General features: G+C 48.3%; 24 protein-coding genes. 13 read left to right on the top strand and 11 right to left on the bottom strand.

The window, feature by feature from the left end; translation table 11 throughout:
* Positions 1-34: 34 nt before the first annotated feature.
* The 8 genes from IPL71_RS17620 to IPL71_RS17585 form a co-directional block, all read right to left on the bottom strand.
* Positions 35-940, bottom strand: a complete 906-nt coding sequence (locus IPL71_RS17620) for an ABC transporter ATP-binding protein (protein ID WP_345323870.1) — start codon at positions 938-940, stop codon at positions 35-37.
* A complete protein-coding gene (locus IPL71_RS17615; RefSeq protein ID WP_345323869.1) occupies positions 933-1,880 on the bottom strand; it encodes an ABC transporter ATP-binding protein in 948 nt (315 codons plus the stop codon). Before IPL71_RS17615 ends, IPL71_RS17620 begins: the two co-directional genes overlap by 8 nt.
* 2 nt (positions 1,881-1,882) lie before the next feature.
* On the bottom strand, positions 1,883-2,227 hold the full coding sequence (locus IPL71_RS17610) for a nitroreductase/quinone reductase family protein (protein ID WP_345323867.1): 345 nt from the start codon (positions 2,225-2,227) through the stop codon (positions 1,883-1,885).
* Positions 2,199-2,363, bottom strand: a complete 165-nt coding sequence (locus IPL71_RS17605) for a hypothetical protein (RefSeq protein WP_345323865.1) — start codon at positions 2,361-2,363, stop codon at positions 2,199-2,201. Before IPL71_RS17605 ends, IPL71_RS17610 begins: the two co-directional genes overlap by 29 nt.
* Positions 2,364-2,475: 112 nt before the next feature.
* On the bottom strand, positions 2,476-2,817 hold the full coding sequence (locus tag IPL71_RS26120; protein ID WP_514130813.1) for an HlyD family secretion protein: 342 nt from the start codon (positions 2,815-2,817) through the stop codon (positions 2,476-2,478).
* 458 nt (positions 2,818-3,275) lie between these two features.
* Entirely contained in the window at positions 3,276-3,776 is a 501-nt protein-coding gene (locus IPL71_RS17595) for an HlyD family secretion protein (RefSeq protein WP_345323864.1), read from the bottom strand.
* Positions 3,777-3,806: 30 nt separating this feature from the next.
* Positions 3,807-4,934 carry an ABC transporter permease gene (locus tag IPL71_RS17590; RefSeq protein ID WP_345323863.1) on the bottom strand — a complete coding sequence of 376 codons (1,128 nt, stop codon included), beginning with the start codon at positions 4,932-4,934 and terminating at the stop codon, positions 3,807-3,809.
* 112 nt (positions 4,935-5,046) lie between these two features.
* A complete protein-coding gene (locus IPL71_RS17585) occupies positions 5,047-5,667 on the bottom strand; it encodes a TetR/AcrR family transcriptional regulator (RefSeq protein WP_345323861.1) in 621 nt (206 codons plus the stop codon).
* A 113-nt stretch (positions 5,668-5,780) separates the two neighbouring features.
* Between IPL71_RS17585 and IPL71_RS17580 the strand changes: the two genes are divergently transcribed.
* The 12 genes from IPL71_RS17580 (at position 5,781) to IPL71_RS17525 (ending at position 14,728) form a co-directional block, all read left to right on the top strand.
* Entirely contained in the window at positions 5,781-7,058 is a 1,278-nt protein-coding gene (locus tag IPL71_RS17580; RefSeq protein WP_345323860.1) for an MFS transporter, read from the top strand.
* A gap of 50 nt (positions 7,059-7,108) precedes the next feature.
* On the top strand, positions 7,109-7,933 hold the full coding sequence (locus tag IPL71_RS17575) for a M24 family metallopeptidase (protein WP_345323859.1): 825 nt from the start codon (positions 7,109-7,111) through the stop codon (positions 7,931-7,933).
* Positions 7,896-8,186: a M24 family metallopeptidase gene (locus tag IPL71_RS17570; RefSeq protein WP_345323857.1), complete on the top strand. Its 291-nt coding sequence runs from the start codon at positions 7,896-7,898 to the stop codon at positions 8,184-8,186. The genes IPL71_RS17575 and IPL71_RS17570 overlap by 38 nt, the downstream gene beginning before the upstream one ends.
* A gap of 103 nt (positions 8,187-8,289) precedes the next feature.
* Complete coding sequence (locus IPL71_RS17565) at positions 8,290-8,718, top strand: RrF2 family transcriptional regulator (protein ID WP_345323855.1); 429 nt, start codon at positions 8,290-8,292, stop codon at positions 8,716-8,718.
* A 69-nt stretch (positions 8,719-8,787) separates the two neighbouring features.
* Positions 8,788-9,108, top strand: coding sequence for a hypothetical protein (locus tag IPL71_RS17560; RefSeq protein ID WP_345323853.1), 321 nt, complete (start codon positions 8,788-8,790; stop codon positions 9,106-9,108).
* Positions 9,109-9,259: 151 nt separating this feature from the next.
* Positions 9,260-9,646 carry a hypothetical protein gene (locus IPL71_RS17555; protein ID WP_345323851.1) on the top strand — a complete coding sequence of 129 codons (387 nt, stop codon included), beginning with the start codon at positions 9,260-9,262 and terminating at the stop codon, positions 9,644-9,646.
* 62 nt (positions 9,647-9,708) lie between these two features.
* Complete coding sequence (locus IPL71_RS17550; protein WP_345323849.1) at positions 9,709-10,278, top strand: hypothetical protein; 570 nt, start codon at positions 9,709-9,711, stop codon at positions 10,276-10,278.
* Entirely contained in the window at positions 10,275-10,892 is a 618-nt protein-coding gene (locus IPL71_RS17545; protein ID WP_345323848.1) for a class I SAM-dependent methyltransferase, read from the top strand. The genes IPL71_RS17550 and IPL71_RS17545 overlap by 4 nt, the downstream gene beginning before the upstream one ends.
* Before the next feature lie 235 nt (positions 10,893-11,127).
* Positions 11,128-12,681 carry an acyl-CoA carboxylase subunit beta gene (locus IPL71_RS17540; protein ID WP_345323846.1) on the top strand — a complete coding sequence of 518 codons (1,554 nt, stop codon included), beginning with the start codon at positions 11,128-11,130 and terminating at the stop codon, positions 12,679-12,681.
* Between the two features lie 63 nt (positions 12,682-12,744).
* Positions 12,745-13,089 (top strand): OadG family protein, encoded by a 345-nt coding sequence (locus tag IPL71_RS17535; RefSeq protein WP_345323844.1) that lies wholly within the window; start codon positions 12,745-12,747, stop codon positions 13,087-13,089.
* A 56-nt stretch (positions 13,090-13,145) separates the two neighbouring features.
* The gene (locus IPL71_RS17530; protein ID WP_345323842.1) at positions 13,146-13,604 is read left to right on the top strand and encodes an acyl-CoA carboxylase biotin carboxyl carrier protein subunit; all 459 of its coding nucleotides are present in this window, start codon (positions 13,146-13,148) and stop codon (positions 13,602-13,604) included.
* Positions 13,595-14,728 carry a sodium ion-translocating decarboxylase subunit beta gene (locus IPL71_RS17525; protein WP_345323841.1) on the top strand — a complete coding sequence of 378 codons (1,134 nt, stop codon included), beginning with the start codon at positions 13,595-13,597 and terminating at the stop codon, positions 14,726-14,728. Before IPL71_RS17530 ends, IPL71_RS17525 begins: the two co-directional genes overlap by 10 nt.
* Before the next feature lie 140 nt (positions 14,729-14,868).
* Here the strand turns inward: IPL71_RS17525 and IPL71_RS17520 are convergent, their stop codons facing one another.
* On the bottom strand, positions 14,869-17,019 hold the full coding sequence (locus IPL71_RS17520; protein ID WP_345323839.1) for a histidine kinase N-terminal 7TM domain-containing diguanylate cyclase: 2,151 nt from the start codon (positions 17,017-17,019) through the stop codon (positions 14,869-14,871).
* A gap of 80 nt (positions 17,020-17,099) precedes the next feature.
* Between IPL71_RS17520 and IPL71_RS17515 the strand changes: the two genes are divergently transcribed.
* Positions 17,100-18,560 (top strand): pyridoxal-phosphate dependent enzyme, encoded by a 1,461-nt coding sequence (locus IPL71_RS17515; protein ID WP_345323911.1) that lies wholly within the window; start codon positions 17,100-17,102, stop codon positions 18,558-18,560.
* Between the two features lie 98 nt (positions 18,561-18,658).
* Here IPL71_RS17515 and IPL71_RS17510 read toward each other — a convergent pair whose 3' ends face one another.
* A complete protein-coding gene (locus tag IPL71_RS17510) occupies positions 18,659-19,291 on the bottom strand; it encodes a DUF6962 family protein (RefSeq protein ID WP_345323837.1) in 633 nt (210 codons plus the stop codon).
* On the bottom strand, positions 19,285-20,298 hold the full coding sequence (locus IPL71_RS17505; protein WP_345323835.1) for a glycoside hydrolase family 18 protein: 1,014 nt from the start codon (positions 20,296-20,298) through the stop codon (positions 19,285-19,287). The genes IPL71_RS17510 and IPL71_RS17505 overlap by 7 nt, the downstream gene beginning before the upstream one ends.

Genomic DNA, 20,298 nt, shown 5'->3' with positions numbered 1-20,298 from the left:
AAATGTTCAAACCTGCAAACGTTTTAACTTATTCTCAACGAGCCAGTGACAGGAAGACATCCTCCAGAGTGGGCTCGCCTCTTTCGATTTTTTCCACGCTGATATTTTCCCTCATCAATAGACTTTGCATCGCATCTTTCCCTACCTGTGAGCTGATCGTGCGCAAGTGATCTCCCGCCAACCCGACACGTTCCACACCGTCCATGGCTGCGAGGATATCCAATCCCCTCTCAAGCGGATGCGCGTACACTTCCCAGACATCACCCGTGATGATCTTTTTCTTTAACGCGGTGGGCGTATCCATGGCCAGTAATTTTCCGTCACGCATCACAGCCACACGCTCGCAATATTCGGCTTCATCCATATAATGCGTGGTGACTAAAATTGTCACGCCGCCTTCTGCCAGTTGATAGATCAGATCCCAAAATGCGCGGCGGGCGGTTGGGTCAACGCCTGAGGTGGGTTCATCGAGAAATAATAATTTCGGTTCATGCACCAGCGCAATGCCCAGCGAAAGCCGCTGCCGCCAGCCGGTGGACAGATCCCTTGTCAGCGTGTTTTCATGCCCATTGAGTCCGACCAGCTCAAGGGTATGCAAGATGCGGGCTTTGTCATTAATCCCATAAACGCCGCCGTAGAATGTCAAATTTTCGAGAGTCGTTAAGTCATCATAGATGGCGAATTTTTGCGACATATATCCAACGCGCATTCTGATCTCTTCGCTTTGTTTAAAAACATCGTAGCCAAGGACGGTGGCTTTGCCATCGCTGGGTTTTAATAAACCGAGTAACATGCGAATGGTGGTGGTTTTGCCGGAGCCATTCGGGCCGAGATAACCAACCACCTCCCCCGCTTTCACTTCAAAGTTAATATGATCCACGGCCACGAAATCACCGAAGCGGCGCGTGAGATTTTCAACAACAATTACAGACTCAGTCATGGTTCGACTCCGATAAAGCGATGAATACATCTTCCAGCGCAGGCGGGATGATGCGCAAATCTGTGACCGTTGCGCCAGCGGCTTGGATATTAATGGGCAAACGCTTCATGATCTCGTCTGATTTTCCTTCGCGAATGCGCACATGTAGTTTGTCACCGAACGCGGCAACATCTTCGACATCTGCATCTTGATGCGCAACATGGCGCAGTTGATTGATGGGCGCACCGCGCAGTTCGAGTACACGTCCATTTAACCGCGCCCGCAAATTGGACGGAGTATCTTCGGCGATGATCTTGCCCGCTTTCATGAATCCCACACGATGACAGCGTGAGGCTTCATCCATATAAGGCGTGGAGATAATTACAGATACGCCATCGCCTTCGCGACTGGAAACCAATTTGATAACCAACTGCCAGAAATCCTGGCGAGTGACAGGGTCTACACCTGTGGTGGGTTCATCCAACAACAACAAGCGCGGACGAGTGACCAGAGCGGAGGCGAGGCCAAGTTTTTGTTTCATACCGCCAGAGAGCTGGCCGGCGCGGCGATCTTTGAATTTATCGAGCCCGACAAATTCAAGAATTTCCATCGAGCGCGGCAGCCACTCTGAGGAGGAAAGTCCGCGGATCTCGGCGAAGAAGCGAATGTTTTCGAGGATGGTTAAATCTTCATACATGGAAAATCTTTGCGAGAGATAGCCAATAGTTGAGCGAGCCAACTCCACTTGTGTCCGCAGGTCATAGCCGCAGATTTCGATCTCGCCTTGTGTGGGCAGCAACGCCCCCACCAACAAGCGCATGGTGGTGGTCTTCCCCGCGCCGTCTGACCCGACGAGTCCATAAATTTCGCCTGATTTTATGTTTAGGTCAACGCCATCTACGGCATGAACATTACCGAAGTATCTTTTAATTCCACTTGCTTGAACTAGAGTGTTTGTCACGGTTAATTCTCACTAAATTTTGTTGGATGAACGATCACGAACGCCTCATCTTTTGCCAAGCCTTCCAATTGTGCGCGGCTGGGGCGCCGAGGCAATCCATGCGCCTTTTCCATTATTAATCCGATCATGAACGGATGTCTTTCAAGGCGCACTTCCATAAAATCTGCGAACTTTATTGGGTCGCTAATAACTTCGGCAACGCCTTGAAAATGTTTTGCGCCCACGCGCACATTCACTTGCGGATGTGCTTGAATATTAAGCACCCAATCAGACTTTAATCCACGTGCCGCACCCAGATAATAATCAGCGCCGATCATTTCATATTGAAGAGGAGTGACCCGCTTCATCCCTGACCTGCGGCCTGTAGTGGCCAAAGAGAATGATCCTGCCGATGAGTGGGCCAAGTCCAATGGCGTAAAGAACACGATGAATCTTTTGAATGTTCTTCATCTTTGTCCAATCGAAGGTTATGGGTTTCATCATGTTCTCCATTCGCCATACATCTGGTCTTAATACAGTTAGGAAGAGTGCTGCGCCTTACTCGGCCACCATTTATTCAATATGCTTCTTACTTTTACTTTTTACTTCTCGCCAATTATTTAAAAACCACATCCGCCGGCATACCGATCTTCAACTTACCATCGGAGTTTTCGATCTTCAGTTTGATTGCATAAAAAGTGGAACTGCGACCTTCAGCGGTTTGGACGTTGCGCGGGGTAAATTCGGCTTGATCCGAAATATGGACCACGGTGGCGCTGAATGTCAGATCAGGGAAGGAATCCACGCGGACTTCGGCGGTTTGCCCGAGGGAAATTTTTCCGTAGCGGTCTTCAGGGACATAAACGGTGATGGTTAAGTCTGCGAGATTGGCGAGCGTGAGCGCAACCGAACCCGGCTGGACAAATTCTCCAGGCTCAGCGTTGCGAGTGAGAATCACGCCATCAATCGAAGCAAATACGTCCAGTTTGGCGATCTGTTTATCAAGCAAGTCGAGATTGGCCTGCGCTTGTGTGACAGCAGTCTGCGCTTGATCAAGGGAATTTTTGGCAGAAATCACGGCGGGAGATTGCTCGCCGGTTTGCAATGAAAGCAGACGCGTGTATGCGGCGTCGTAACGCTGTTGGGCCACGATCACCTGTCCACGGGCGTATTGGATATCTTCTTCGGCGGTTGTGCCGGTGAGATCGTTGAAGGCATCCTGAGCGGTGTTGAGTTCATCTTCGGCATCATTGTAGTAATCATAGGCCGCATCCTGTAAACCTCCGCCTTCAACGGCGTTCTCAGCTTGAATCTTAACCTTGTCTGCAATGAAGAAAGCAGCGCGTGCTTCAGCCAGTCGCTTCTCTGCGGTAACGTATTGGTTATTTCCCAGATCGTTGATTACCTTTTCAAGATTTACGAGTGAATCATCAAGCGCAACTTTGGCGGTGTCCACTTCGGTTTGTGCGGCGGCGATTTCTTCGGCCTGTGCGATGTACCATAAGGGCTGATCAAATTCATCGGGCGCGGAACGATACCAATCTTTGGCACGCAAGCTTCCTGTGCGGAGAGGGCAGCTTGCAGGGTTTGATCATATTTGGTTTGAGCGGATGCGAGGGCGGCGTTGGCAGAATCCACTTGAACGGCGGCAACTGCCCGTTGGGCAGTCAGCAGGCTCGGGTCCAGATGAAGAAGCGAGTCATTCATCGCCACAAGTGAACCTTCTTCAACGTCCACGGCTGAGACTTTCCCAGCGAGTTCCGGTGAGACGTTCACAATGGTGGCTTCGATGGAACCGGAGGCGGTGAGATCGCCGTTGGTGGAATCATTGAGTGTGCGGTAGCCTACATATGCCAGTGCGCCGATGAGGATCACAGCGAGGACAATACGAACGGGCATGGGGATTTTTGAATGCATGAGTAACTCCTTAAAAATATTTTTGAATGATTAATCGAGCCGCTTGCGGAAGCGAAGGGACGCGGCGCCCATGATGACAACGCCGAAGATGATCAGCGCAATGACTTCACTTTGAATGGCAGCCAGACCAACACCCTTAATCAAAAGGGAGCGAATGATGGTCAGGTAATAACGCAGAGGAATGGCATAGGAGACAACCTGCAAAAATTTTGGCATGGCCGCGATTGGGAAAAAGAAACCCGAAAGAAAGATCATCGGCAGGTTGAACATCATCACGGTCATCATGGCTTCCTGTTGTGTATTTGCCAGCGTGGAAGCCAATAAGCCGATGCCCAGACTGGACATGAGGAACAAGCCCGAGGTGAGAATAATTAATCCGCCGCTGCCGCGAATGGGAACACCAAACCACCAATGGCCGATCAATAGGATTTCAAATGTTTCGATAAAGCCCAAGATCACATAAGGCAGTAATTTCCCGGCAATCAATTCCCAAGATCGAATGGGAGTGACAATCAACTGTTCAATGGTGCCGCGTTCGCGTTCACGCACGATGGTTGTGGCGGTAAGGATCGAAGTGATGAAGGAAAGGATCATACCGATCACGCCGGGGATATTGAAGAAGGCGCTGTCAAGATCAGGGTTGTACCAAACCTGTGTCCGCACCTCCACGGGCGCGGAAGGCGCCGCACGCCCGGCGAGCGCGGTCTGTTCGCCGAGGATTTTTGTGGAGTATGCCTGCCCGACCAGACGCGCCGTGGATAGTGCTGTAGCACCAACGGTGGCGTCCGAACCATCGAGCACCATTAAGACCTGGGCATTGCCTTCGATCAGGCGGCGGTCATAATCAGGCGGAATGACCAATACCACGCGTGTATCACCTGACTCAACCAGCTTTTGATATTCGTCGGCAGATTCGACAGAATAATCAAGAACGAAATAATCCGCGGCACGGAAGGCATCCAATAGGGCGCGGGATTGCGGAGTCTTGTTTTGGTCCCATACGGTCATGGAGATGTTCTTAACATCTGTGGTGGCCGCATACCCAAGCAGAAACAATTGCATAATGGGCATGACGATGATCATCGCCAGCGTACGCGGATCACGAAATATCTGCAAAAACTCTTTGCGGATAATGGAGAAAATACGAGAATTGAGCATGAGCAAGTCCTTTTAGTGATAAGGATGAAATAGGAAGGATGAATAAAAGAAAAGAAAGAAGAAAGGTTTTTGAATTTTAGATTTTGATCTTAAATTCATCCTTCATAATTCATCATTCATCCTTTCCCCTTATGATTCCGTGAAAATAAATATCCATATAGGCATCCAGCGGATCTTTTGGCATGAGCTTCCCGAGGTGAGAATTCCCCATGATCATATCGGTCAGGAAAAATGAGATTAACATCCCGAAGAAAGAGCGCAGCAGCATGACCGGATTGGTAATACGCAGTTCCTTACGGCCTTTGACCAACTTTTCAAACACTGGCAGAACCTTGGGCGCGATCTCAAGCAGCATGGAAGCGCCATGCTTGCCTTTGAATTCAACAAATTCAATGAACATCAAATTCATATAATACGGCTGCGACTTAAGCTCAGTCAGCGCAAGACGCGCCGCGCTGCGCAGAAAATCTTCTACCGTATTCCCTTGCGCGGCGAGCAAGGCGGGTAAAACTCTTTTATATGGATGCTTGTCAATGATGATGGCTTCGAAAAGTTCCTCTTTGCTTGAGAAATGATTGTAGATCCCACCCAGCGCAAGGCCGGCCTGTTCTGCGATCTGTCGCATGGACGTGGCATGGTAGCCATGTTCCATGAATAAAGTCACAGCGGCATCTTCAATGGCGATACGGGTGGTCTCACCTTTCGTTGGGGTGTCTTTCTCTTTTACAGGCATGATCTTCTTCTCCAAATAAAAATGAACGAACGTTCGTTTTTATTTTATGCAAAAGCAAAAATCTGTCAAGAGCAAAATTACGGTCTAAAATGCGCATCAGGTACAATCGATGAATGCTCACAAATCTTGAAAAAGACATCCGTCAAAACTTGAAACATAACGTCACCGTAGGTCTATGGGACGGCAGTCTCTTCGGCGTGGCGCTCGGTTTCGCATCCTTCGGCACCATCCTCCCCCTCTTCGTTGCATCCATGACCACCTCCGCGTTATTGATCGGCCTTGTGCCTGCCATCCATTCGGTTGGCTGGCAATTGCCGCAATTGTTCACCGCGAGTTTTGTCTCACGTCTGCGCAAATACAAACCAAACGTTTTACTAATGACCATCCACGAGCGGATTCCGTTTTTAGGATTCGCCATCGTGGCCCTCCTGCTGCCCACCATCGGCCTGCAAGCCGGCCTGATCGCCACATTTATTCTGCTCGTCTGGCAGGGACTCGGCGGCGGATTCACCGCCAACTCGTGGACCTCCATGATCTCAAAAATTATTCCGCCTGAAACACGCGGCACATTTTTTGGATTACAAGCCGGACTCGCGAATCTCTTCATCAGCGGATCAGCCGTCGCAGCCGGCTATCTTTTGGACTATCTCGATTCACCCCTCGACTTTGCGGCCTGCTTCCTCATCGCAAGCATTTTCTTCACCCTGTCATGGTTCGCACTCGCATTAACGCGCGAACCCGAAGACACTGAAAAGATCATCCCCGAAGAAAAGACTCACTTCTGGGACGACTCAAAAAGAATTCTTGGCAAGGATAAAAACTTCAACTGGTTCCTAGTTGCACGCTTTCTCTCGCAATTCGCCACCATGGGATTTTCCTTCTACATCATCTACGCCCTGCGCCGCTTCAATATGGATGCCATCACCGCCGGTTTCCTCACCGCCACTTTAACCATCTCCCAAACTGTGGCGAACATTGGCATGGGCTGGATCGGTGACCGGGTTGGTCATCGCGCCATGCTGATCCTTGGCGCAGTTGCCGCCTTGCTCAGTTCCATTCTGGCATGGAACGCGACTTCCATCGCGTGGTTCTATCCCATCTTCCTGCTTGCCGGCCTCGCCAACGTTTCCATCTGGACCATCGGCATCGCCATGACCGTAGACTTTGGAACCGAGTCAGAACGTCCGCTATATATCGGGCTATCACAAACCCTCACCGCCCCCGCCACCATCATCGCCCCCCTCATCGGCGGCTGGATCGTAGACAAAGCAGGCTTCATCCCAACCTTCACAATTTCAATTGTCCTTTCACTAGCTATGATCGGCATTCTTATCTTTTTAGTCAAAGACCCAAGAACACACAGAACAATGACCGCAGACCATAGACCATAACCAAAAAATCTTTCTTCTTTCCTCATTCATCCTTTCCTCCCGGAGCCCCCATGTCACTCATTCAAGAAAAAGTAAATCAAGCCATTGCCATTCTCAAGGAACAGGAAATTGACATGTGGCTTACCTTCGTGCGCGAAACATCCGGCGTACGCGACCCTGTTCTTGATTTTCTGATCGGGCCAAACGACCTTACCTGGCCTTCCGCACTCATCCTGACCCGCACAGGTCAAAAGATCGCCATCATTGGCAACCTTGAAAAAGAATCACTCGAACGATTAAATGTCTTTGACGAAATTATTGGATACGACACCGCAGTCAGCGCCTTGCTCAAAGAGACAATTACCCGCATCAACCCTGAACGAATAGCTGTTAACACTTCCAGAAACAATGTCCACGCTGACGGGTTGACTCATGCCATGTACGAATTCCTCAGAGAATATCTGGCGGGCACACCCTACGCCGAAAGACTCGTCAGCGCTGAACCTATCATCTCTGCCCTGCGCGGAAGAAAGACTCCCGCCGAGCAGGCGCGCGTACTCAAAGCTGTTCAGATCACAGATGAAATTTTCAAGAAGACATTTGACTTCATCAAAGTCGGTATGACCGAACTCGAAGTCGGCGCGTATATGCACAACCTCGCCCGCGAATACAACGTCGAACTCGCCTGGCCCGCTGACAATTGCCCCGCCGTCAACAGCGGACCAGACTCCCCTGTTGGACATAACGGCCCGACAAACACCAAGATCGAACGCGGACATATTGTCCACTTTGATTTTGGTGTGAAGTATGAAGGTTATTGTTCCGATATTCAACGGGTATGTTATGTCTTGCGTGAAGATGAAACCGAAGCGCATCATCGACTCTGGCTATCCTGAATTCAAATACGCCCTCGGTCATCAACTGGGGCGTGTCGCCCACGACGGCGGCGCGCTGCTTGGTCCGCTCTGGGAGAAATACGGCGACTCACCCAACCAGAAACTGGAAGTCGGTCAGATCTTCACCGTCGAACCCGGCCTCGCTGTAGATGGCTTTGGTTATGTTGGGCTGGAAGAAGATGTTGTGATGACCACCAACGGCGCAGAATATTTAGGCGAACCGCAGCGCGAGATCGTTTTGCTGAAAGGATAAGCAGATGATGGACAATGAACCATACAGTCTACGGTCTATCGTCCACGGTCTTTATAATTCCCCCTTGACAAATAAATAAACTAAATATAAAATATATAAAGTTATGAGCTATTCACTATCGTTTTCACAGGCTATTTTTACAGTTCTCTTTGTAGGTGACAAAGTCAGCCAGGGATTCTATGACTTTGTTCCAACAAAAGAGTTATCTGCCTCGTTGAATATCCCCAACCCAACAGCAGTAAAAATTCTTGGAAATCTTGCCAGCGCAGGAATCATTGAGACCCGCGAAGGATCGCGAGGCGGAGTACGCCTGGCGAAACCGCCGCAAAACATCACCCTGTTGGATGTGTTCCTTGCCATTGAAACAGGCAAGCCTATGTTTCGTCAGGATCATAAGCTGCGAGTAACAGGCGTGAAGCCCACACGTGCGGAAAAATCTGTATCCACGATCCTCGCCGACGCAGAGGCAGCCATGAAGTCCCATTTGGAAAAGACCACAATTGCAGATTTAATGGCAACCCTCAACAAGTAAGATTTTTTTACGAATAACTATATATACTAAGTATGTAGTTTACAAATAAACTTAAACAAGGAGATAAAAATGGAAACAAAAGAACAATCAAATACAAAATGCTATCACTATGTAGCAAACTTTTTTGCCGGGATGACTCTTGCGAATGTCGTACCACATTATGTCAATGGCATTTCCGGCAACCCATTCCCTTCACCGTTTGGCAACCCACCGGGTTTGGGTAATTCATCGCCATTAAGTAATGTGCTGTGGGGATCGCTTAATATTGTCATCGGATATTTGCTCTTTAAGTTCAGCAAGGTATCAGAAAAAAGAATCGTTTCATTGATCATTTTATTCGCCGGCATTGTTTGCCAGGGGGTGATATTAAGTCTTGCGTTTTCACGTTGATAAAATTGTTTCAATTCTCGCCAGGAGAAACAGCCTTGAAAACCAGACTGGCAGTTGATTTGATGACGAACCGCCATAAAAAGCAATATTTTTGCGTACAAACACATGAATTACATGTGTAATTTAAAAAATCAAAACAAGGAGATCGATCATGAAATTGAAAGTGTTATTACGTATCATTGGGGTTGTGCAACTGGTGTTGGGACTGATGTATCTCTTCATTCCAATGAAGTTTCTGGGGATGATGGGACATTCCATACCGCAGGCGGATATCGCCTACCCGCTTGGAATGCTGGCTGCCCGCTTTTTAGCATATGGCGTCGGCATGTTGTTCATTGCGCGTGAGCCGGAGAAACAATTATTCTGGATCAATAACATGATCCTGATTCAAGTTCTGGATCTGGCAGTGGGAATTTTCTACACCGCAACTGGCATCGTGGGACTGAGTCACTCAGGGTTTCCCATGTTCAATGCCACCTTGTTCATAATCTTGTTGACATTATGGCGTCCCAAAGCAACAGCAGGAACAACCGGATAAATAGTGAAAAAAGTGTGCGGGGAATATTCTCCGTGCACTTTTTTACTTTGGAAAAAAATGGCATGAAATCATTAACCGCTTTGAGTAAGCACATACAGGGAATTGCAAGCATCAGATCATTTCTTTTCCTGACACTGATTATGTTTGGGCTGGGATACGCAATGCTCTCTTCGGCGAGTTCATCGGAGGAATTGATGGCGCTGGCTAACGGACTCAACGTACCCGATACGCAATTTTGGAGATCTGCGGATGCGCTATACAGCCAATTGGCAGATTATGGCGAGTACGGCATCCATCTCTATTTGACGCGCGTATCGCCTGTTGATCTTTTTATTCCAATTGCACAGGCATTGTTCCTGTCGATTCCCATCACGCTTGTCTTTCAACGCGCATTTAATACGAATAGCGCCTGGCTATTGCTCAATACCATTCCCTTTGCGGCAATGATCGGCGACTATCTTGAAAATGCCAGTGTTGCAACGATCATGCTGGTTTATCCAGACCGGCTGGATGCGCTGGCTTCAGTCTCAGCGCTATTCACAGCTGTCAAATTTATTGCCTCTTTTGCCAGTATTGGTTTGATCGTCGCAGGTTTCATCGCGTGGCTTATAAAAAAGAGCACCTCAAAATGAATATGGCTCAATTCTTTCACTATGTGCAGGATGCGCCATGGTATTTTCATTTCCTAAAACCTGTATTGCAAATACTGGAACCACTGCCGAACAATGCCAAAGTGTTGGATGTGGGAACAGGCGCGGGCAAGCTGCTTGAGTTGGGAAAGTCTCAAACCGGTTTTCGTTGGGAAGGAGCAGACACAGATAGTGAAATGTTATCTGAAGCGCGAAAGCGGCCTGCACTTCTGGATACCCCGCTCCATTTATTAATCCCGGATATTCTGCCTTTTGAAACCGCTTCATTTGAAGCTGTGACATTTTGCTCAGTGTTATTCCTGATACCCAATCCCCTTCCCCTGTTGGAAGAGACCGCACGCATCCTGCGCCCTAACGGACGATTGGTTGCGCTGACTCCAACTGGGGAAGGAAATATTTCTCCAAAAATTATCCGTCAGATCGGATTACATCCTCAAAACTGGACTTTCTTTTTATGGCGGCAAATGACATCCGGCAATGGCCGCTCCTGGGCACAAAAAGAGACACTGGCTAAATTTGCCCGTCAAAAGAATGCGGCATACAATAAACAGATCGTATTCAATGGACTGGCTGCGGTTGAGTGGATTCAATTTTGATCCAGTCAATTGACCGTGGACTGTGGACAATAGATCGTATGGTCTATCGTCCGCCGTCTGCGGTCTTTTATTAAGTAGAATCAACCAAAAGGGAGATAAAATCAATTAACCTGAATCAATTGTCAGCAAAAGACGAAGCGGATTGTCCTATTTCCTGTATGTCATAAATCACTGGCCTATCCGTCGTCGAATGATATACTTCCAATTGTGAAATTTATCACCTAAAGGAATTAATATGACAAACGAAGACCCCAGAATTCTTGAGTTGAGAAAGATCCGTGCCAAAGCGCTTGAAGGCGGCGGCGAGGAGCGGAACGCAAAGCAGCGTGCAAAAGGAAAGTTAACTGCGCGCGAACGGGTTGAGTTACTGCTTGACCCCGGCACCTTTAACGAGATCGAGCCATTCATCACACATCAAGGCGATGAGATGGATTTGTTAAAGGAAAAGTTTTATGGTGATGGAGTCATCACCGGCTATGGACAGATCAACGGGCGGACAGTTTATTTATACTCACAGGATTTTACAATTTATGGCGGCACACTAAGCGAAATGCAATCGCATAAAATTTGCCGCGTAATGGATCTGGCTGTCCGCAATGGCGTGCCGTTTATTTCACTGATCGACTCAGGCGGCGCGCGCATTCAGGAAGGCGTACGTTCGATGGGCGGTTATGCTGAAATCTTCAGACGCAACGCGCAATATTCGGGCGTGGTGCCGCAAGTGAGCGTTATGCTCGGACCCTGCGCAGGCGGCGCGGCTTACTCCCCTGCTCTGACAGATATGGTCATCATGGTTGAAAAATCTTCATTCATGTTTTTGACCGGCCCGGATGTGATCAAAGCCGTCACCGGCGAGATCATCGACTCAGAATCATTGGGCGGCGCAAGCGTGCATACTTCCGTCAGCGGTGTGGCGCATGTCAGCGTGGAAAGTGAAAAGGCGGCCATTGATATGGCGCGGCATTTCCTTTCCTATCTTCCCTCCAACAATGTTGAGAATCCGCCTTATGTGCAGGCGGGCGATCCGCTTTCACGCATGGATGAAGAACTCAATCACATCATCCCATTGGAAGCGACCGAACCATACGTCATGCATCAAGTGATCGAAAAAATTATCGACACAGGTACATTCCTTGAGATCCAACCCGATTGGGCGCGCAATGCCATCATCGGCCTCGCGCGCATTGGTGGACATAGCGTGGGCATTGTCGGTCAGGAACCTGCCATCATGGCCGGCGTGATCGATATTGATGCCGCCGATAAAATGACGCGCTTCGTGCGCATGTGCGACTGCTTCAATATTCCGCTCGTTACCTTCGTCGACTCGCCCGGCTTCCTGCCTGGTATCGCGCAGGAACATGGCGGCATTATTCGTCACGGCGCAAAACTTTTGTACGCGTATTCCGAAGCCACGGTGCCGAAGATCTGCGTCATCACTCGCAAGGCTTATGGCGGCGCGTACGTGGTGATGTCTAGTAAATATCTTGGAACCGATGTCACTTATGCCTGGCCTTCGGCTGAGATCGCAGTGATCGGCGCGGAAGGTGCGGCAAATATTTTGTTCAAGAAACAAATTGAAACTGCTGAAGACCCGATTGCCGAACGCAAAAAACTTGCGGCAGAATATCGCGAGAAATTCAACAATCCATACTACGCAGCATCCACAGGTTATGTAGACGATATCATCGAGCCGCGCGAATCACGCCCGAAGATCATCGCGTCACTGTCTGCGCTCCGTGATAAGTACGCGCCCGCTCCCCCACGCAAACACGGGAATATCCCTGTCTAGTAGACCGTGAACCATGGACGACGAACCCTCATCGTCCATGGTTTATCGTCAAAGAGAAAAACTATGACTGACTTAACTCTTTCCCTGCAAATCACCGCCCTCGGTATGGGGCTTGTCTTCGGCGCAATTATTTTGTTGTGGCTGATGATGATCGTGCTGACTTTTTTAACTGCTGAAAAAGATTCCCCCGACGAAGTGCCCGCATCCGACTCCCCCATGCCTGCTTCTGTTTCTGAAACAGGATTCAAGGTGCAAGCGGCTGCTCTCGCAGTGGCTGTGGCTCTTGCCGAACAGGGACAGTCCACTGCGCACCCATTGCCTGATCCACCCACAGCGATCGTTTCTGCCTGGCAGTTGGGAATGCGTACACGGCAAAGTTCTGAAAAAGGTAACTTTAGAAGACATTAATATTTTCAGACCTGACAGGTCGCTTCGCGAAAACCTGTCAGGTCTTCGGAGAATATATGAAATATAAAATCACAGTCAACAATAAAATTTATGAAGTTGAAATTGAAAACATCAACGCGCGTCCTGTAGTTGCATTCGTGGATGGTGAACGGTTTGAGGTCATGCCTGAGAACGCTGGTCAGGCTGAGGTTAAGAAAGATGCGCGTCAAGTTGAGAAAAAATCCTTTAATCCGAATCCTGCTCCAGCCACTTCATCTTCTCCGAATCAGGCATTAAGCGGAAATGTTTTAAATGCGCCATTACCCGGAACGATCATTGAGGTATTTGTAAAACCGGGTGAAAAGGTGGAGGCGGGACAGGTGATCGTGATCATTGAGGCGATGAAGATGAAGAACAGCATTCGCTCGGTATTCAGCGGAACGGTGGGCGAAGTGTTGGTGAGCGCGGGGCAAAGCGTGGCACATAAGCAGGCATTGATCAAGTTTGCAGACTTGGGCGAGGCTTCATGGATCTAGGTGAATTACTTCCCGATCTAATCAAAGGCTTTACACATTTCACGTTCGGCAACGCAGTGATGATCTCTGCCGCGCTGATATTAATTTATCTGGCAGTGTTCAAGGAAATAGAACCTGTGCTTTTATTGCCAATCGGATTCGGATGTTTGCTGGCAAATATTCCGCTGGCCGGCATGACCGCATCTGAAGGCATGACAAAAGTTTTATACGATGCAGGAATCAAAACAGAATTATTCCCGTTGCTGATCTTTATCGGCGTGGGCGCGATGATCGATTTCTCGCCGTTACTGGCGCAGCCGCGCATGGTGCTGCTGGGCGCAGCGGGACAATTTGGAATCTTCGGCACGCTCATCCTTGCCATTCTATTGGGCTTCCCGTTGAATCAAGCCGCATCGATTGGCGTGATCGGCGCGATTGATGGACCGACTTCAATTTTCGTTGCGACCAAACTCGCGCCTGAATTATTGGCTCCGATTGCAGTGGCCGCGTATTCCTACATGAGTTTGATCCCGATCATTCAGCCGCCCTTGATGAGATTACTGACGACGAAAAAAGAGCGCCTGATCAAAATGGATTATGCGCCGAAACCCATTTCAAAAATGACTCTGATCCTGTTTCCTGTTGTGCTGACTCTGGTTGTGGGTCTGCTCGTACCGGAAGCCACGCCGTTGATCTCGATGCTGATGCTGGGAAATCTGCTCAAGATGTCGGGCGTTGTGGATCGGTTAAGCAAAGCTGCAGAGAATGAGATCATTAACATCGCCACGCTCTTTTTAGGGCTGGCAATTGGCTCCACCATGAGCGCTGCCGCATTCCTTAATCTTGATACGGGCAAGATCATGATATTGGGATTATTTGCTTTTGTGTTGGATACGGTCGCTGGGTTATTATTTGGGAAATTAATGTGTGTCATTTCCGGCGGCAAGATCAATCCATTGATCGGCGCGGCGGGAATTTCAGCATTCCCAATGGCCGGACGTCTGGCCGCAAAAACTGCCAATGACGAAGACCCGGACAACTTCATCCTGATGCACGCGATGGGCGCGAATACCGCCGGTCAACTGGGAAGTGTGATCGCGGGCGGAATTCTGCTTTCGGTTGTGAGTAAGATGCTTGGGGTGTGAGTTGAAGTAAAGAAAAAGAAAAGTAACCGCAACCTTTCCAAAACCCTGGTGCAAACCACCGGCACATGTAAGGTTGAACGCCTCAAAGACCAGGGCCATGATGGTCTTTCCTCTTTTATTTTATGCTTGAAGTGTGAATATTAGCCTTTACCCCCAGCGTTCTTAACAGAGGAAATTTTGGGTCCGGAAAAAGGCCAAAATCTCCAGGGATTCTTAGTGACTTGGAAGAGAGCTTTATGATCTGCAGTAACTTGGTAGTCAAAGATTTTTATCTGGCAAGTATAATCTTCTTCAAAGATCATCACTTGATTCTTTCCCTTTTCCTTCGATCTATATAAAGCCTTATCGGCAGATTCCAGCACCGCCATACCATCCACACCATGTTGTGGATAGGAGGCGATCCCAACAGACAGAGATACCTGCACTTCCTGTCCATTGAAACTTTGATGCAGCATTTGAAAGGCTCTACGCCATTGCTGGGCACGTTTGCGCGCACCTTCTACACTGGCGTTCGGCATGAGCACTGCAAATTCGTCACCGCCAAAACGGCAGGCGATATCGCCGCGACGAGTATTATTTTCCAATATTTTCGCGAAGGATGTTAAAACCAAGTCACCTACCCGATGTCCATAACGGTCATTGAGCCCTTTAAAATTGTCGATGTCAATCATCGCAATACAAAAACCTTTTTCATCCCGCCTGGCATGTGACACTTCGCGATCCAGAGTTTCTTCAAGAACCCGGCGGTTGTACAACTCGGTCAACGGGTCGCGGATGGCCTGTTCGCGAAGTTTGTCCTGTAAACTGATGATCTCTTCCATTTGGAACTTCATGCGGCGATTGGCTTCCTGCAAATCAAGTTCCATTCGTTTGCGGGCGGTGATATCCTGTTTGACAGCAATATAATTTGTCACAACACCTTTATCATTATTGACAGGCGCAATGGTCATCTCTTCAACAAACAAGTGTCCCAGTTTATGCCTGTTAACGATTTCTCCCTGCCAGGTATTCCCCGCTTTGATGGTTTCCCAAAGGGTTTTGTAAAATTTATCATCCTGCACGCCTGATTTTAAGAAGGATAGATTTTTGCCAAGTGCATCGTCAGAAGAATAACCCGAGATCTCTGAAAATGCGCGGTTAACCCAGATGCAGCGTCCATTCACATCTGTGATCACCACGGCGTTAACCGCCACGTTCAAAGCCGAACTTTGCAAATGGATCAGGTCATTGCGCTGGTTCATCAGTATCATGGCCTGATTCCTACTGGTAATATCACGCGCCACAACCACGCGGCCTGCCAACTGTCCCTGAGAATCTGTCAGGGGTGTAATCACCAGTTCAAGGTCGCGGGGCGATGCGCTGTTAATCCTCACTTCTGCATTGCCCTGCTGAAAGTCATCGTATGATTCCAACACTTCATACAATTCTTTAAAAATCACTCGAATATGACTGCCTGTTAATTTTTCATGTCCGAGCCCAAGCCATTTCTGACCCATGCTGTTGACATCCACCATACGGTTTGCGGCATCCAACACCAATACCATTTCGGGGATGTTCTCAAAAATGATCTCACGTGCAATGGGAGCAAGGTCAAGAAACCCCAAACGGAAAATACCAAAGCTGTAAATTAATCCGGTGACGACGAAAGCCAAAGCTGTGAAATTCAAAGGAATATAATATTGCGGAAAAATCATCCGGGACAAAAGATAATAGGCATTGGCAAGCCACGGAATTAATATTCCCACCAGGATCACCAAACTTTGTCCGCGATAAATACCCGGATATCGAAAGGTCGTTCTCAAAATAACGAATGCGCCAAGCAATACCAAAAAATAATTCTGGGCAGCCTGCACCCAATACCAAAATCCGCCGGCGGCAAGCAGAGGACCGCCTGCGTTTGAAAAAGGCTGCAAAGAGACATAATAAAATTTTTCGAATGGAGAAAAAATGAGCATCAGGGTAATCAATGGAATTACAAAAAATAAAGCGACGTATTTCCCCGAAAACCAGCGTGCATTCTGTGTATACCGAGATGCAAAAAGAAACCAGAAGACCGGTATGGTAATGATTCCAATGTTTTCAATCTTAAACCAAAAAATCTTTAATGGAATTGAAAGCGTGATTAGCTCAAGCGCATAAGTAAGGGAATAATATCCAGCTGAAATCATGAGCAGTGCAAAGAAATCCTGGCCGCCCTGCCAGTGCTTGCTCCAACTGCGCCAGGCCAGATAAATGCTTATAAAAAAATTCAGAAGAAGAATTCCTGAAACAAGAATCCAGTTGATGTTCATGAAGCTATTATAAAGAAAAAAACGGGATTGTGCGCTATAATAATTTGTCTGACAACTATCATCAGGAGACTCCCATGACCATAATTGACCTTACAATTCACAAAGACCGCCGCGCCCGCGCCATTCAACGCGCAAAAGAGCGCAATATCATCATCCCAACTTATGCCCAAATGAAAGATCCTTCAAAGATTCCCGCAAAAGTAAAAGAGGAATTGAAGAATATCGGACTCTGGGACATTCATCCGCGCAATCTTTTTCGCATCAGTTGGAAGAATCAACCCATCGCATCCGGCGGGACGTTTGGTGGAGTCAATTACATTGAGCTTCCCTCTTCGCTGACGGGAGTCAAGGCGCGCATCATTGCCATCGTTGGCAAATGGTTCCCAACCGGAGCGCACAAGGTCGGGGCGGCGTTTAGCTGTCTCGTGCCGAGGCTGGTCACAGGTCAATTTGACCCGACGACTCAAAAAGCAGTCTGGCCGTCTACGGGGAATTATTGCCGCGGCGGCGCGTATGATTCCGCTTTGCTGGCATGTGAATCCATCGCTATTTTGCCCGAAGGCATGTCGAAGGAAAGATTTGAGTGGCTCGAAAAAGTGGCCGGCGAAACGATCAAAACTCCCGGCTCTGAATCCAATGTAAAAGAAATTTTTGATAAATGCTGGGAATTAAGAAATTCGGGGCAAGACCTGATGATCTTTGATCAGTTTCAGGAATTTGGAAATTATCTCTGGCACTATGAAGTGACCGGCCACGCAATGGAAGAAGCGCTCAAACAAGTGATGGGACCCAATGACCGCTTCCGCGGCATGGCCTCAGCCACAGGCTCAGGCGGCACCATCGCCAGCGGCGACTATCTCAAGCAAATATTCCCTGAAAGCAAGATCATCGCCAGTGAAGCCTTGCAATGTCCAACCCTTTTGGAAAACGGATTCGGCGCACATCGCATCGAGGGCATCGGCGACAAGCATGTCCCCTGGGTGCATAATGTAAAGAATACAGACTTTGTGACCGCCATCGATGACAATGCAGTGGTCAACATTGCGCGTTTGTTCAATGAAGAAAATGGCCGCGCCTATCTCGCAGCAAAAGGCGTGCCTGAAGCTGTCATCAACAATCTTGACCTGCTTGGTTTCTCCGGCATTTCGAACGTGCTTTCCTGCATCAAAGTAGCCAAGTACTATGAAATGGACGAGAACGATGTGATGATCACCATGCTGACCGACTCAATGGAACTCTATCGTTCACGTTTACATGAGATGCATCAGGAATCAGGCGAATACAGCGAAAGAGACGCAGCTGCCGATTTCGCCCATTACCTGCACGGACAGTCCACTGATAATATGCTTGAGTTGACTTATCCCGAACGCCGCCGGGTTCATAATTTGAAATATTACACCTGGGTTGAACAACAAGGCAAAACCTACTCGGAAATCCAGGAACAATGGTATCAACCAAACTACTGGACGGATGTCCAAAAACAGGCCGATGAAATTGATGAATTGATCGTTGAGTTCAATAAAGAAGTTGGGTTGTCGTAGGAAGTAATAAGTAACGAGTAAGTAAGTAAAAGAGATGGTCGCTTGAAAAAGTGACCATCTCTTTTTATAGTGCGGGTAAAAATTGATTTTCTGTAATTCTACAAAGAAAACTTCAACCCTATTAACAATAAGATCACCCCGATCATTTGGATCCAATGAAATACGCCGTTGTTATCAAAATACCAGATCATGGATTTTCCCACCTTGCCAACTGCCTGCACCACCGCAGCAATGATCGTGACCAGCACTCCGGCGAACATCCAACCGGCTCCGGGGAGAGTAGCGTTGAAGGTCAGAAAAATATAGACGCCCAGTGAAAACAACATGGCAATGGCTTCATAAGCAATAAAGGTCATAAAGTTGCCGGGGATAAACACTGTGACAAGGAAGAACGCGAATCCAATCGCAAGCATGAATGGCAGCGCCTTCTGCGCGAACACCTCCCCACTTAAGTCATATAACGCGCCAACGACGAACAGTCCCAGTACAAGACCAAGTGACAGATTCAAAGGCATCCAAATGCGGTCATTTGTTTTTTTGCTCATCTCGAAGCCATGCGCGATAGCGCCTAAAATTGCCGAGAGTGCCAGCAGACCAAAGGCCCAAGTCCACACTTGTGCATTGAATCCGCTGTATTGCGCGACTTGCACAGCAGTGTAAATAGAAAGCGCGCCCAACAGCAAATCTGTCAGGGCGGTCATTCGCTCAAACTTTGATGAATGGATCAGCATGGTTTTCTCCCAACGGATACTTCAAAGATGGCCTGCAGCAGGGATGTTTCATCCAGCGTATCGTGTGCGAGTTCCCAAATCATCACGCCGCCCGCAGACTCACGCAAGGCATAACACGTCTTGCGCTGAACGGTTTCGATTCCGTTATAGAACATGCCGTCCACTTCGTCCAACTGAAATCCCGGCTGATAGCGCCGCATAATTTCAGCGTATGATAAAACACGATAAGGCGGTTTGGTATTGCGCCCGTAAAATGGTATTCCTAAAACTAATTTTTCCGGTGGAATGCCCGCATCGACAAACGCTTGAAAATCAGCCACGGCCTGCTCATATGTTGCGTGCTTCACATCGCGGTCATATGACATGATGTGTATTCGGTCTACAACTGCAAAAGACTTAAGCGGAAATCCCAACTCGGGATACAAGGCCACACTGACGAGCAGGTTATATCTTGAAAAAGATTCTTTTGTTTCGGTTAATAACAAAATGTAATCTTTAAATTCAGTTTCATCTTTTGGAAATTCCCAATCAAAATCAACGCCGGCGAGATTGTGAGAAAGCGCAAATTCAGTTAATGCGTTAACAAATTTATGGCGGGTGATCTCATCTGCGGTCATTGCAGAGAAATCTGATCCACGCTCCCAGCCGCCAATGGACAGATGAAGCCGGGTTCCGTTTTCTGTTCTTATCTTTTGCAAAGCCTGCCATGTCGCTTCGTTTAATCGCGATGTATCCAAAGTCCCATCGGCGCGGGGTTCGGCGGAGAAATAAATAATATCGGTCAGATGTTCGGCCCAGACGGATTCAAGTTGTCGGTAATCGGGGAAGTAACCAATGACCGGGATCGAGCGAAACGGCTCGGGTGTGGAGGTCGGTTGAGGCGGGACGGGCGTCAGCGTGGCGAATGCTGTTTGAGTGGCATCAGGCACGGGCAGAGTCAGATGCGGGGTACTTCCTCCACAAGAAGAAAGTAAGACAAGAATCAAAAGCGCGGGGATAAGTTTCAT

Source organism: Candidatus Villigracilis proximus, assembly GCF_016717045.1.
In the GTDB taxonomy this organism is placed as follows: Bacteria; Chloroflexota; Anaerolineae; order Anaerolineales; family Villigracilaceae; genus Villigracilis; species Villigracilis proximus.
Note: the sequence above shows the minus strand (reverse complement) of the source record. Positions and strands in the feature narration are given on the sequence as shown.

Bases quoted from the DNA above. Each gene is read 5' to 3' on its own strand.
- IPL71_RS17540 (WP_345323846.1), top strand. From the start codon at position 11,128: ATGACAAACGAAGACCCCAGAATTCTTGAGTTGAGAAAGATCCGTGCC.
- IPL71_RS17570 (WP_345323857.1), top strand. From the start codon at position 7,896: ATGAAACCGAAGCGCATCATCGACTCTGGCTATCCTGAATTCAAATAC.
- IPL71_RS17575 (WP_345323859.1), top strand. From the start codon at position 7,109: ATGTCACTCATTCAAGAAAAAGTAAATCAAGCCATTGCCATTCTCAAG.
- IPL71_RS17595 (WP_345323864.1), bottom strand. From the start codon at position 3,776: ATGCATTCAAAAATCCCCATGCCCGTTCGTATTGTCCTCGCTGTGATC.
- IPL71_RS17550 (WP_345323849.1), top strand. From the start codon at position 9,709: ATGAAATCATTAACCGCTTTGAGTAAGCACATACAGGGAATTGCAAGC.
- IPL71_RS17590 (WP_345323863.1), bottom strand. From the start codon at position 4,934: ATGCTCAATTCTCGTATTTTCTCCATTATCCGCAAAGAGTTTTTGCAG.
- IPL71_RS17580 (WP_345323860.1), top strand. From the start codon at position 5,781: ATGCTCACAAATCTTGAAAAAGACATCCGTCAAAACTTGAAACATAAC.
- IPL71_RS17530 (WP_345323842.1), top strand. From the start codon at position 13,146: ATGAAATATAAAATCACAGTCAACAATAAAATTTATGAAGTTGAAATT.
- IPL71_RS17520 (WP_345323839.1), bottom strand. From the start codon at position 17,019: ATGAACATCAACTGGATTCTTGTTTCAGGAATTCTTCTTCTGAATTTT.
- IPL71_RS17620 (WP_345323870.1), bottom strand. From the start codon at position 940: ATGACTGAGTCTGTAATTGTTGTTGAAAATCTCACGCGCCGCTTCGGT.
- IPL71_RS17555 (WP_345323851.1), top strand. From the start codon at position 9,260: ATGAAATTGAAAGTGTTATTACGTATCATTGGGGTTGTGCAACTGGTG.
- IPL71_RS17560 (WP_345323853.1), top strand. From the start codon at position 8,788: ATGGAAACAAAAGAACAATCAAATACAAAATGCTATCACTATGTAGCA.
- IPL71_RS17610 (WP_345323867.1), bottom strand. From the start codon at position 2,227: ATGAAGCGGGTCACTCCTCTTCAATATGAAATGATCGGCGCTGATTAT.
- IPL71_RS17545 (WP_345323848.1), top strand. From the start codon at position 10,275: ATGAATATGGCTCAATTCTTTCACTATGTGCAGGATGCGCCATGGTAT.
- IPL71_RS17510 (WP_345323837.1), bottom strand. From the start codon at position 19,291: ATGCTGATCCATTCATCAAAGTTTGAGCGAATGACCGCCCTGACAGAT.
- IPL71_RS17535 (WP_345323844.1), top strand. From the start codon at position 12,745: ATGACTGACTTAACTCTTTCCCTGCAAATCACCGCCCTCGGTATGGGG.
- IPL71_RS17505 (WP_345323835.1), bottom strand. From the start codon at position 20,298: ATGAAACTTATCCCCGCGCTTTTGATTCTTGTCTTACTTTCTTCTTGT.
- IPL71_RS17585 (WP_345323861.1), bottom strand. From the start codon at position 5,667: ATGCCTGTAAAAGAGAAAGACACCCCAACGAAAGGTGAGACCACCCGT.
- IPL71_RS17525 (WP_345323841.1), top strand. From the start codon at position 13,595: ATGGATCTAGGTGAATTACTTCCCGATCTAATCAAAGGCTTTACACAT.
- IPL71_RS17605 (WP_345323865.1), bottom strand. From the start codon at position 2,363: ATGATGAAACCCATAACCTTCGATTGGACAAAGATGAAGAACATTCAA.
- IPL71_RS17565 (WP_345323855.1), top strand. From the start codon at position 8,290: ATGAGCTATTCACTATCGTTTTCACAGGCTATTTTTACAGTTCTCTTT.